Here is a 12,669-nt window from a genome sequence, read left to right as displayed (position 1 = left end):
ATGAAAAAAATAACGATATTTACTGCCACACTCCTTGCCATTGCAGGAGTGCAGGCACAAAGTAACATAGAACAGGTGCTTCGGAATATCGAAGCGAACAATAAGGAGTTGCAGGCAAACGCCCAGCTTATCTCTTCACAGAAACTGGAAGCAAAGACTGATAATAACCTTGCAGATCCCAGTCTCTCTTATGCACACCTTTGGGGCGCAAAAGACAAAAATGAGACAATCGGAGAGCTTGTTGTTTCTCAAAGCTTCGACTTTCCCAGCCTCTACGCCAGCCGTGCAAAACTGAATCGTCTGAAAACAAGCTCTTTCGACGGACAGGCAAGTATCTTCCGGCAAGGTATCCTGCTACAGGCCAAGGAAGTATGTCTGGACATTATCATGCTTCGCCAGCAAAAGCAGATCTTACAAGAACGTTTACGTAATGCGGAAGAGCTTTCGGCAATGTACAAGAAACGCTTGCAAACAGGCGATGCCAACATTATTGAAACGAACAAGATCAACCTGGAACTGCTAAACGTCAAAACAGAGGCTTCGCTAAACGAAACAGCCTTGCGTAACAAGCTTCAGGAACTGAATACCCTGAATGGAAATATTCCTGTAGTATTTGAAGGGAATACATATCCGGCGGTTATCTTCCCTTCGGACTATCAGATGCTTAAAGCGGAAGTACTCGCTGCAGATCCAACCCTGCAGACACTTGCCAGTGAGAGTGCAGCTGCCCGTAAGCAGATTGGTGTCAACAAACAAGGCTGGTTGCCGAAACTGGAGTTAGGATACCGCCGGAATACCGAATCGGGTACTCCTTTCAATGGTGTAGTGGTAGGTTTCTCTTTTCCGATCTTTGAAAACAAAAGTAAAGTAAAGATAGCGAAAGCACAAGCCATGAACACAGATTTCCTAAAGGAAAGCGCCATGCTACAGGCAGAATCACAAGTAGCACAACTTTATCAGGAGGCACAAACTTTGCGCAGTTCAATGGACGAGTACGAAAAAACCTTCCAGGCACAGCAAGACCTCGAAATGCTGAAACAAGCACTGACCGGTGGGCAGATCAGTATGATTGAGTACTTTGTAGAAGTTTCGGTAGTATACCAAAGCAAACAAAACTATCTGCAACTGGAAAACCAATATCAGAAAGCGATGGCGAAGATATATAAGAATCAATTGTAGAATCTATTCTACTTTGCCAGACATTGTTTGAAGATTTTTGTTGACGAAGATAGAAGAATACATTATATTTGCAGCAAACATAAAATACTGATTATGATACCTAAACATTTCTATCAGACAGCTTTGTGCTGTATCCTTACTCTGCTGAGCGCATGTAAGGACGACAACAACAGTCCGCTCCGCTTTTATAACGACACATACGAAGTCCCTATGGGAGGTATACGCTACCTGGGGTTGGAAAGCGGAAACGGTGATTACTCATTAGAAGTAAAAGATCAACGCCTTGTCAGTGCACAAGTGGAACAGGGATGGTCGACTCCGGGTGGCAGTGCTATCTACGTCCGGGGAATCCTTACGGGAAAAACGACCTTGAAAGTCACAGACTATGCAACGCTGGAAAGTTGTCTTTTGACAATTAAAGTTGTGGATAATTACGAAACAATGCGGCTATCCCGTGGATATGGATCTTCACTGTCTGAGAATGGTACGGCAGAGATGCTGCCCGGTATTTCGGATATGTTTCTTATCAACAATCGTGCACGGGATGCATATTTCTTCAAACAGGGGCCTCAAACAGCCTTTTCATCCGGGTTGGTACTGGTAGCAAAAGGAAATTATGTACTCGAACCGGGAATGGACGACCAGGCCAATATGACACTCACCTTTACAGAGAGTGTGGAGCACGCAGAAGCCTTGACCGGTTCACATAAGTTCATCCTTCACGGCAATCCGTATATACTCCACCGGTTGGACAAGAACCTGAATCTGAACTGGGATACTCCCCCGACAGGAGATACACGGACATCGCCAGAGCCTCCTCCTTCTTACATTCTGGAAGAAGAAGGAACAGGAAGGCAGTTGGGCTTTTCATTCACCGGACTGGAAATGCCGGAAGGAATATTGCCTTAACCGGAAAGAACACAGTCGGATCCGATGTCCGGTTCGTCATCACAGGATGCGTATCTCTTCGGGCAAATATCCGCTGCGAATACGCCACTCCTGCGGATAAAGGTTATTGGCACGATTGCCTATATTCTTCACAAAACCGAGGGGAACCGATCTATAAGTAAGCAATACATAACCACGAGGGGCTGTCTCTGATAAAGAGATGGCCTCTTTGCGTAAATAAGCAATGGCTTGTTCGTAACTGATTTCTTCTGTAGAGAAAATACCCGGTTGCAATGCCCGGCTCATGGCAAGTGCATGATCGGGAATAAGATCTTTCCCTTTCACTTCCCCCACTGTGATACCCGCTTGTACTATGCGGAGAAACTGCTGCAAAGTGGCAAACTCACCGATGTATTCTTTAGGAAATGCAGTAATCGTGTTTCCATTTACTGACAGTTCATACGCTTCAGGAGCTGCAAGCCAGCTTTTTGCTGTCGCTAATTGTTCTTTCCCAATCGGTGCAGGAGCTGCTTTACCTCGCATAGCAGACACTTTTTTGCGGGTAGCCTTTCCATTTCCGGCTTCATAAGCAAATGACTCCGAACCTGCAGCACCGTACATTTCTTTCTCTCCTTCCGGTTTCCGAAGTGCGGCAAGAAAGAACCCCTCTCCTCTCGTTTTATGAGGCAAAAAACGATAGACCGGAAAGTTTGTCCCTGTTAGCAGGTTTCCTGTGATGTTCCATTCCGAAGAGATATCCAGCGGAAGTACTTCTGCCCCAAACTCATCACAAATCCACCGTACATTTTCTTCGTCCTCCTTCGTGTTATAAGTACAAGTACTGTATATAAGTATACCACCCGGTTTAAGACATTGCCAGATATCAGCAATAATACGGCGTTGACGTTGCCAACATATTTCAACGTTATCCGAACTCCACTCTTCAATTGCGCGGGGATCTTTTCGGAACATACCCTCACCGGAACAAGGTACATCGGTAAGTATTACATCAAAAAAACCTCCAAGACGTGAAAAATCTGCCGGATCATTGTTCGTCACTACAACCCCGGGATACCCCCACTTTGTCAGATTCTCTGCAAGTATCTGCGAACGATTGCGGATCACTTCATTTGCAACCAACAGACTTCCTGCCGGCAAAAGGCTACATGCATGGGTAGACTTTCCACCGGGAGCAGCGCAAAGATCAAGCATCACAACAGGCTCTTCGGATAGATACTGTTGCAGCACCTGACCAACAAACATAGACGAGGCTTCCTGCACATAATAACAACCGGCATGAAAAAGAGGATCAAAAGTAAACGTCAGACGCTGATCGAGATAATACCCCTCTTCGCACCAGGGAACTTGTTTTAGTTGAGAGTTGAAAATTAAAAGTTGAGAGTTGGCTACGCTATCAGCCTGCATAGTCACTGTCAATTGTCCACTGTCAATTGTCAACTTATTAAGGCGGATACTGACAGGAGGCTCTTGCTCCAGGGCGACAAATAACTTTTCATATTCTTCGTTGCCCAACAAGGCACGGGTATAGTCGGTAAAAGAGGCTGGCAAGTTCATAGGATTTACTTTTTGTATGTATTAAAGCCGATTGGATTACGGGGTTTACTGGCATCTTTCTCTTTGGTCTGTAACTCCGCAAGAGTCCGATTTATCAATTCTATCTGCATACGCGTATCATCATTTATATCGTTATAACCGGCAAAGACTTCTTCGATATATCCTTTCAATTCCTGAATTTCAGATTGTAGCTTCGCCAGGTCATTAACCGGAGGATTAGATATCAATTGGCGTACAGCAACAAAAGCACGCATAATTGAGATATTGACCTCAATAGCTACATCGCTATTCAGGACTGAAGAAAGCATAGCTACTCCTTGTTCTGTAAAAGCAAAAGGCATGTACCTCAATCCACCCCGCCCGTTTGAGGACGCAATTTGCGACCTCAAAAATTCAAACTCTTTCCGGTTCAACTCAAACATAAAGTCGACAGGAAAGCGCCTGAGATTTCTCCTCACCGCTTCTTTTAAACGTTTCGTTTCTATACCATAAAGCTCTGCCAAATCCCGATCCAGCATCACCTTCTGTCCACGTATCTCATATATTTTACTCTGAATAAACTGCAACTCCATTGATTTTCTTCTGTTAAATCCTGCAAATATCAAAAATATTTTGTCTCTTTGCAACTTTCCGGCAGGCTAACTACGTCTAACAACCAAAGAAACAAAAAAATTACAAGATATGAAAAGAATTCTAATTGCTCTGATGGTGGCAACCCTCTACTGCTCCATGTCATTTGCACAAAAGCAGAAAACCGTCTACAAAGATAGTACCGGACAGGTAACAATTACAGTCAGCAAAACCAATGACGATTCAGTATATACTCCCAAATACAAGGATACAGCAGAAGATGGAGTGACCGTAGAAAGCGAATCGACTGATTCTTATGACAGTACATATAGTTACACAGGTTTTAATGACGAAGATTTCTCTTTAGTCAAAGACTTTAGCGGAATGGCATCCAAAGGTATTGCTCTTGCATTCTTCATCCTGATATTAGTTTTCGGTTTCCCTATTTTTGTTATCTTCATTGCGTTTTACTTCCGCTACAAGAATAGGCGTGAACGTTACAAACTGGTAGAAAAAGCCATTGCTGCCGGACAGCCCATTCCGGAAGGTATCCTTAAAGAGAGCCTGAATACGGACACACGCTCCAAGGGGATTAAAAACATGTGCCTCGGCACCGGATTGTTCATCTTCCTTTGGGCTATAACAGACAGCTTTGCTCTGGGGTGTATAGGCCTGCTGATAATGTTCACCGGCCTCGGACAATGGTTGGTTGCCCGTAATCAACATCCTACTGACGAACAAAAATGAGTCAGATCAACGACATATCGTTAGTCGCACAGGTCGTGGTGTTTAAAAACACCAGGGCCTTCAACCAATTGGTTCAGAAGTATCAATCGCCTATCCGGCGCTTCTTCCTCAACCTGACGTGCGGCGACAGCGATTTGAGCGACGATCTGGCACAAGATACATTCATCAAAGCATATACAAGTATAGCAACCTTTAAAAATCTTTCAAATTTCTCAACATGGCTTTATCGTATTGCTTATAATGTATTTTATGATTATATTCGCAGTCGGAAGGAAACAACCGAGCTGGACTCCAGAGAAGTAGATGCTACCAATAGTGTTGAACAGGAAAACGTGGGGCAACGCATGGACATTTACCAATCACTTGAAAAGCTAAAAGAAGTGGAACGAACCTGCATCACTTTGTTCTATATAGAAGATGTAAGTATAGACAAAATTGCGGGAATTGTGGGTATACCGGCAGGAACAGTAAAAAGTCACCTGTCGCGTGGTAAAGAGAAATTGGCAATGTATTTAAAACAAAACGGTTATGATGGAAACAGATGATAAACTAATACGGGAATTCTTTGCAAAACAAAAACAAGAAATACCCGATAATGGCTTTAGTCGCCGTGTAATGCACCATCTGCCCTACCGTACAGGACTGCTGGTGAAAATATGGAGCGTATTTATTACACTTGTAGCTGTGGTGCTGTTTTTTGCTTACGACGGACTTCAGGCAGTAGCAGGTACTGCACGTGATATATTCGTATCGATGGTGCAAAGCGGAGCCGCAACAGGCATTGATCTCAAATCACTGATTATCGCCGCAGCGGTACTTATGTTTCTGGGAGTACGCAAAGCGTGGTCTATGGCATAAGAAAAAACAAAGCAAAAAGTTGCTTTTGGATTTGTAATGTAGTATATTTGTAAACGTATTACAATCATATATTCAATTTAATAAATAAAAGAGGGAAGCCCATGCTTTCCTCTTTTTTATTTATACAAACAAGGATATTTTAATCAATAGGTTCCAATATACCCTGTAAACAGGGTACATCGGTCTTGTTTGCAACCAGCATATCAACAATATCCCGATTATAAACAATCCGTTTGATACCGGCAAACTTTTTTTTCATCAGTAGATAATAATTTATCTCTTAATCTGGTGAGACGTAACATCAAATGATAGGAAAACAGCTTTTAAATTGTTAAACTATGATAAATCTACTCTTGACAGAAAAGAGCTCCGAACAGAGAAGTTGTATCTTTGTTTCCTTAGTAAACTAAATAAAGACTACAAGTTTTGAGACTACATATATTTTTTATTTTGTTGCTTTTGACGACAAGCAACATTAAAGCAGATGAAATAGACAGTTTATGGGTACAGCGACAAGACACTACCGAATTACCCAGCGACCAGATGGTACTCAATTTCCTCCAAGAATCGGGTATCCCTATTACGCATGGTAATAAAGTAAAGTTGCTCAAAAGCGGACGCGAGAAATTTGAGGATCTCTTTGAAGCTATCCGCGGTGCTAAACACCATATACATTTGGAATACTTTAACTTCCGGAATGATTCTATTGCCAACGCACTTTTCGATCTATTGGCCGAAAAAGTAAAGGAAGGAGTGGAAGTACGCGCCTTATTCGATGCTTTCGGCAACTGGTCTAATAATAAGCCACTGAAGAAGCGTCATCTCAAAGCAATCCGCGAACGGGGCATCGAAATAGTCAAATTCGATCCGTTTAAGTTTCCCTATATCAACCACGCAGCACACCGGGATCATCGGAAAATAGTTGTTATCGACGGAAAAATAGGCTATACCGGAGGAATGAATATAGCAGATTATTACATCAACGGACTCCCCAAAATTGGTACATGGCGTGATATGCATATCCGCATTGAAGGCCCGGCAGTAGACATTCTGCAAGAAATATTTCTCACAATATGGAATAAAACAACCAAGCAGGATATCACCGGAGAGGCCTACTTTCCCGAATTTCCGGCTCCGGCAGATAGTATTGACGGAATTACCGTTGCCATCGTCGATCGTACACCGAAAAAGAATACCCGCATGCTCAGCCATACTTATGCCATGTCTATCTATGCGGCAAAAGAAAATGTACGAATAGTGAATCCTTACTTCGTGCCCACCTCTTCGATTCGGAAAGCACTAAACTACGCACTTGAGAAAGGTACAAAGGTAGAGATTATGATCTCCTCCAAGGCAGATATACCTTTCACGCCGGATGCATCGCTCTATAAAGTACACAAACTAATGAAACGGGGCGCAGATATATATCTGTATAATGGCGGATTTCACCACTCGAAGATCATGATGGTGGACGAGACCTTTTGTACGGTAGGCACCGCCAACCTTAACAGTCGAAGCCTGCGCTACGACTATGAGACAAATGCTTTTATCTTTGACAAGGAGTTCACAGCACAACTTGACAGTGTATTCGAGGCTGATACCCAACACTGTACTAAGCTCACCCCCGAAATATGGAAAAAGCGTTCACCGTGGAAGAAGTTTGTCGGGTGGTTTGCCAACCTATTCACTCCCTTTTTATAATCTGCATAGATTCTAACTACTTACTACTGGATTCTAACTACTTTTTTTCTACCTTTGCAGTATGAAACAGTATTTAGATTTACTCAGCCGTGTACTTGCCGAAGGTGCTGAAAAGAGTGACCGCACCGGTACTGGTACAATCAGTGTTTTCGGACATCAGATGCGCTTCAATCTCGACGAGGGATTCCCTTGCCTGACGACTAAGAAATTGCACCTGAAATCTATTATATATGAGCTATTATGGTTCTTGCAGGGAGATACAAATGTAAAATACCTACAAGATAACGGTGTTCGTATCTGGAATGAATGGGCAGACGAAAAAGGAGAACTGGGACATATCTATGGTTATCAGTGGCGTTCATGGCCTGACTATAAAGGTGGTTTTATCGATCAGATCAGTGAAGTGGTAGATACAATCAAACACAACCCTGACTCCCGACGAATCATCGTAAGTGCCTGGAATGTAGGAGACCTTGATAATATGAACCTACCCCCATGTCATGCTTTCTTTCAGTTCTATGTAGCAAATGGCCGTCTGAGCCTGCAACTCTATCAACGGAGTGCAGATATTTTCCTGGGAGTTCCGTTCAATATCGCCTCTTATGCCTTGTTATTACAGATGATGGCACAAGTGACCGGATTGAAAGCCGGAGATTTCGTACATACATTGGGAGATGCGCATATCTACCTGAACCATATGGAACAGGTAAAGCTACAATTAACCCGTGAACTACGTCCGCTACCCCAAATGAAGATAAATCCGGATGTAAAAAATATCTTCGACTTCAAATTTGAAGATTTTGAATTAATAAACTATGATCCGCATCCACATATTGCGGGAAAAGTTTCGGTATAAATCAGTAGCTAAAATTTAGTAGTTGGTAATTAGAAGCTATGCAGCATGATCGTATTTTTATGTTCTAACGACATATTGCATAGATTCCAACTGCTAATAACTACCAAATTCCAATAAACATTATGAGTAAAATCAGCATTATAGCCGCTGTAGATCGCCATATGGCTATCGGCTTCAAAAATAAGCTTTTGTTCTGGCTGCCCAATGACCTCAAACGTTTTAAAGCACTCACCACAGGAAATACAATTATAATGGGCCGAAAAACATTCGAGTCACTTCCTAAAGGTGCACTTCCCAACCGTCGCAATATTGTTCTTTCTTCCAATCCGGCAAATAGTTTTCCCGGTGCCGAGGTTTTCACTTCTTTGGAAGCTGCTTTGCAAAATTGCTGCGAAGATGAGCATGTTTACGTCATCGGCGGAGAAACTGTATACCGCCAGGCTATTACCATAGCCAACGAACTCTGCCTTACTGAAATAGATGATGAAGCCGTGGAAGCTGATGCTTTCTTCCCTTCAGTAGACCTTACAGTATGGCATGAAAAAAGCAGAGAAGTCCATCCTGCGGATGAAAAACATCTCTGCTCCTATGCGTTCGTTGATTATACCAGATAGTTACAGACAGAAAACGAATCACTCCTGATCGTCTGTGTCTACTATAATCGGCATCTGCCGTTTAATAGCTTCATGGAAAGAGATAAGCGTCTCAGTACGTGCCAACCCCAACGGCTGCAGTTTATCATGAATGACACTCAACAGATGGTGATTATTCTTTGCGTAAATCTTGATGAACATATCATATTTACCTGTAGTGAAATGACATTCCACCACCTCTGGTATAGCTTCCAAAGCTTTTGTCACAGAATCAAATGATTCCGGGTCCTTCAGGTAAATTCCAATGTAAGCACACGTCTCGTACCCGATTTTTTCAGGGTCGATGACAAACTCCGAACCCTTCAATATCCCCAGATTAGTCAGCTTCTGTATACGCTGGTGGATAGCTGCACCCGAAACATTACATGCCCGTGCCACTTCCAGAAAAGGAATACGCGCATTATCTGCTATCAGCTTCAGAATCTGCTCATCTAAAGTATCCAATTGATGATGTCCCATTTTAGATCAATTTGTTTTAATACATGAATGTTATTGCAAAGTTAGATAATTTTTTGGCAATAAATACTATGATTTATTACTTTTATTTCTAAATATGGGATAAGTCAGCAATTGTTCGTACCTTTGTAAAAACATAAATATACGCTAAATATGAAACGAAATACCACCCTCATACTATGCCTGTTGATGGTAATAAACATACACGCACAGGAGTTTACAGACTTTTTCAAAGACAAAACATTACGAGTAGATTATATTTTCACCGGTGATGCCAAACACCAATCAATCTATCTGGATGAACTTTCGCACCTACCTTCATGGGCAGGGCGCAGACATCATCTCTCCGAACTTCCTTTAGAGGGTAACGGTCAGATCACAATGACTGATCTCACCACTCGAAAATGTATCTATAAAACCTCCTTTTCCTCTCTTTTTCAAGAGTGGCTTTCTACAGACGAGGCTCAGAAAACAGCAAAAGGATTTGAAAATACTTTTCTGCTTCCTTATCCGCAACACCCGGTAGAGATAGAGATCACACTACTCAACTCATCACGAAAAGTAATGGCTCATTTAAAACATATTATACATCCCGATGATATACTGATTCATGAACGGGGTATCTCACATATAACGCCACATAAATACCTTCTGAAAAGTGGTAGTGAAGCAGATTGTATCGATGTAGCCATCCTGGCTGAAGGGTATACTGAAGCTGAGATGGATCTATTCTACAAAGATGCTGAAAAAACATGCGAAAGTCTTTTCTTTTATGAACCATTCAAATCAATGAAAAGCCGGTTCAATATTGTTGCTGTTGCCAGCCCGTCAAAAGATAGTGGTGTCAGTGTACCACGAAAAAACGATTGGAGACAAACGGCATTTAACTCTCATTTTGATACTTTCTATTCCGACCGCTATCTGACTACCAGTCGTGTAAAGTCAATACACAACGCGTTATCAGGTATTCCTTACGAGCATATTATCATCATCGTCAATACCGAAGAATACGGTGGTGGAGGTATTTACAACTCCTATACACTGACTGCTGCCCACCATCCTACCTTCAAGCCTGTGGTAGTACACGAATTCGGGCATAGTTTTGGAGGTTTAGGCGACGAATACTTCTATGAAGAAGATGTAATGGCAGACACTTATCCGCTCGATGTGGAACCTTGGGAGCCGAATATCTCTACCCGTGTAGATTTCTCCTCCAAATGGAAAGATATGCTTCCGGCAGGAGTTCCTGTTCCTACTCCTCCGCAAATGAATAAACAGTACCCGGTAGGTGTTTATGAAGGCGGTGGATATTCAGCAAAAGGTATCTACCGTCCCTCCTTTGATTGCCGCATGCGAACAAATGAATATCCGACCTTCTGTCCGGTATGCCAACGTTCTATTCGTAGAATTATCGAATTTTATACCAACAAGAAATAAAGTAATAATCAAAACCCAGACCTTTATGATTAGACTCCAACCTATCAGTACGTCTGACGTACAACATTACCAATTTATGGAGGATCTGCTTATTGCAGCCTTTCCACCGGAAGAATACCGTGAACTGAAAGATTTGCGCGAATATACCAACCGTATTGGTAACTTCCATAATAATATCATTTTTGATGATAATACCCCTGTGGGATTCATTACCTACTGGGATTTCGACCATTTTTATTATGTAGAACACTTTGCTATTAACCCGACATTACGAAATAGTGGCTATGGCAAAAAGGTATTAGACTTCTTATGTAAAGAGTTAAACCTCCCCATCGTTCTGGAAGTTGAAATGCCTCTGGAAGAAATGGCACAACGTCGCATAAACTTCTACAAACGACAAGGATTTGTTCTTTGGGAGAAAGAGTACCAACAACCCCCATACAAGAACGGAGACCCTTTCTTACCGATGTATCTGATGGTATATGGCAGTTTACAATGCAAACAGGATTTCGACACAGTAAAGAAAAAAATTCACAAGGAAGTCTATAATGTGAAAATGAATTCCTAAACATTCTCGTCATTTCATTCCAAAGGAAAAGGGTGCTTAACTATTTATTTTTAGTTAAGCACCCTTTTCAAATATATTCAATCAACCTTTTATTCGCGATGTTGCGAAGAGTAGTTAATTTTCAGAGCATAAGCTTGACGAAGCGCATTCTTGATATCAGTTACGATACCCATCTTCGTATCCTTATCGATCTTCAGAGATACAGTCATCATTGCCTGATCAGACTCTTTCATGCTTGATCTTTCTGCAATAATATAATCCTGAATTTCCGAAACTTCGGCGAAAGCATCATTCAATTGGATACGGCTCTCAGAACCCATCTTCTGACGAAACTCTCTCATTGGTTTTCCTACATACACAAACGTAACCAATGATTTCTTTTCAAGCTTTTCTAATTCTGTTGCTTGCGGAATCTTAAATTCAACCTTCAACGTTACCTCACGCATCGTTGTTACAATCATAAAGAAGAATAACAGCGTAAAGATAAGGTCAGGCAGAGAAGAAGTATTCAACGCAGGCATTTCACGTTTACCTGTTTTATTAAATTTTCCCATTACTTCTTTTCTCCATATTTTTTAGGTTCAGCTTCAGAAATCTTCTGAGGATAAATTTCACGAACAGCTTTCTGCTGATCTTCATTTAACTCTGAATAATTCTTTCCCCACTTTTCCTGAGATAGTTCATCTCTCAGTTCATTGTAAGCAGCAACCAATTCATTTTGTACGTCAATATATGCCTGATATGAAGAAGAACGGTCGTTCTGTAAAGAGACTACATGCTTTTCAGTGACCATTGTCGGACCAAAGAAATCAACCTCCTTTGATGTTTTTTCCGGCAACGATTCATCATTATATTTATTAGCAACAAACTCTTTAGTCTTCGCTCTCAACTGCTGAACATTCATGATTTCACCATTAACCATCAACTGGTCATACATGTTCAGGTAAATCTGTAGAACGTTACGTTGCTTAACCTTGTCTTCATTCTTCTGCTCCTTATCATTTTCAGGCGGTGGCGGCAAACGTCTTGCCAAACCACGGTCCGTATCCATAGAAGTTGTAATCAAGAAGAAGATCAGCAACAAGAAAGCGATATCAGCCGTAGAACTTGAATTTATATCAGGAACTTTTCTTTTTCCTTTTGCCATAGTATTACTATATTTAATTGAGCAAGCTCAATTG

The 12,669-nt window shown here is 41.8% G+C and carries 15 protein-coding genes; 10 read left to right on the top strand and 5 right to left on the bottom strand.

Annotated elements, in window-relative coordinates; translation table 11 throughout:
• Together K8P02_RS01525 and K8P02_RS01520 are read left to right on the top strand one after the other, a co-directional pair.
• Entirely contained in the window at positions 1-1,179 is a 1,179-nt protein-coding gene (locus K8P02_RS01525) for a TolC family protein (protein WP_195660982.1), read from the top strand.
• 93 nt (positions 1,180-1,272) lie between these two features.
• A complete protein-coding gene (locus K8P02_RS01520) occupies positions 1,273-2,088 on the top strand; it encodes a hypothetical protein (protein ID WP_223381903.1) in 816 nt (271 codons plus the stop codon).
• Between the two features lie 39 nt (positions 2,089-2,127).
• Here the strand turns inward: K8P02_RS01520 and K8P02_RS01515 are convergent, their stop codons facing one another.
• Positions 2,128-3,642 carry a methyltransferase RsmF C-terminal domain-like protein gene (locus K8P02_RS01515; RefSeq protein WP_002559473.1) on the bottom strand — a complete coding sequence of 505 codons (1,515 nt, stop codon included), beginning with the start codon at positions 3,640-3,642 and terminating at the stop codon, positions 2,128-2,130.
• 5 nt (positions 3,643-3,647) lie between these two features.
• Positions 3,648-4,214, bottom strand: a complete 567-nt coding sequence (locus K8P02_RS01510) for an ORF6N domain-containing protein (RefSeq protein WP_002559472.1) — start codon at positions 4,212-4,214, stop codon at positions 3,648-3,650.
• 109 nt (positions 4,215-4,323) lie between these two features.
• Between K8P02_RS01510 and K8P02_RS01505 the strand changes: the two genes are divergently transcribed.
• The 6 genes from K8P02_RS01505 (at position 4,324) to K8P02_RS01480 (ending at position 8,988) form a co-directional block, all read left to right on the top strand.
• On the top strand, positions 4,324-4,959 hold the full coding sequence (locus tag K8P02_RS01505; RefSeq protein ID WP_025866503.1) for a DUF6249 domain-containing protein: 636 nt from the start codon (positions 4,324-4,326) through the stop codon (positions 4,957-4,959).
• On the top strand, positions 4,956-5,504 hold the full coding sequence (locus K8P02_RS01500) for an RNA polymerase sigma factor (protein ID WP_025866504.1): 549 nt from the start codon (positions 4,956-4,958) through the stop codon (positions 5,502-5,504). Before K8P02_RS01505 ends, K8P02_RS01500 begins: the two co-directional genes overlap by 4 nt.
• Positions 5,488-5,817, top strand: a complete 330-nt coding sequence (locus K8P02_RS01495) for a DUF5056 domain-containing protein (protein ID WP_002559469.1) — start codon at positions 5,488-5,490, stop codon at positions 5,815-5,817. The genes K8P02_RS01500 and K8P02_RS01495 overlap by 17 nt, the downstream gene beginning before the upstream one ends.
• A 426-nt stretch (positions 5,818-6,243) precedes the next feature.
• Positions 6,244-7,518, top strand: a complete 1,275-nt coding sequence (cls, locus tag K8P02_RS01490) for a cardiolipin synthase (RefSeq protein WP_002559467.1) — start codon at positions 6,244-6,246, stop codon at positions 7,516-7,518.
• A 61-nt stretch (positions 7,519-7,579) separates the two neighbouring features.
• Complete coding sequence (locus K8P02_RS01485) at positions 7,580-8,374, top strand: thymidylate synthase (RefSeq protein WP_025866505.1); 795 nt, start codon at positions 7,580-7,582, stop codon at positions 8,372-8,374.
• Between the two features lie 122 nt (positions 8,375-8,496).
• Positions 8,497-8,988 (top strand): dihydrofolate reductase, encoded by a 492-nt coding sequence (locus tag K8P02_RS01480; protein ID WP_025866506.1) that lies wholly within the window; start codon positions 8,497-8,499, stop codon positions 8,986-8,988.
• 18 nt (positions 8,989-9,006) lie between these two features.
• On the opposite strand, the gene K8P02_RS01475 is transcribed toward K8P02_RS01480, so the two are convergent.
• Positions 9,007-9,486, bottom strand: coding sequence for an Lrp/AsnC family transcriptional regulator (locus K8P02_RS01475; protein ID WP_007484264.1), 480 nt, complete (start codon positions 9,484-9,486; stop codon positions 9,007-9,009).
• Between the two features lie 150 nt (positions 9,487-9,636).
• On the opposite strand from K8P02_RS01475, the gene K8P02_RS01470 reads away from it, so the two are divergent.
• A complete protein-coding gene (locus K8P02_RS01470) occupies positions 9,637-10,920 on the top strand; it encodes an IgA Peptidase M64 (protein ID WP_025866507.1) in 1,284 nt (427 codons plus the stop codon).
• A gap of 25 nt (positions 10,921-10,945) precedes the next feature.
• The gene (locus tag K8P02_RS01465; protein ID WP_025866508.1) at positions 10,946-11,488 is read left to right on the top strand and encodes a GNAT family N-acetyltransferase; all 543 of its coding nucleotides are present in this window, start codon (positions 10,946-10,948) and stop codon (positions 11,486-11,488) included.
• An 89-nt stretch (positions 11,489-11,577) separates the two neighbouring features.
• On the opposite strand, the gene K8P02_RS01460 is transcribed toward K8P02_RS01465, so the two are convergent.
• Positions 11,578-12,042 (bottom strand): ExbD/TolR family protein, encoded by a 465-nt coding sequence (locus K8P02_RS01460; protein WP_002559461.1) that lies wholly within the window; start codon positions 12,040-12,042, stop codon positions 11,578-11,580.
• Positions 12,042-12,635: an ExbD/TolR family protein gene (locus tag K8P02_RS01455; protein WP_002559460.1), complete on the bottom strand. Its 594-nt coding sequence runs from the start codon at positions 12,633-12,635 to the stop codon at positions 12,042-12,044. The genes K8P02_RS01460 and K8P02_RS01455 overlap by 1 nt, the downstream gene beginning before the upstream one ends.
• Positions 12,636-12,669: the final 34 nt, after the last annotated feature.

This window comes from Bacteroides nordii (genome assembly GCF_019930665.1).
GTDB classification, from domain to species: Bacteria; Bacteroidota; Bacteroidia; order Bacteroidales; family Bacteroidaceae; genus Bacteroides; species Bacteroides nordii.
Note: the sequence above shows the minus strand (reverse complement) of the source record. Positions and strands in the feature narration are given on the sequence as shown.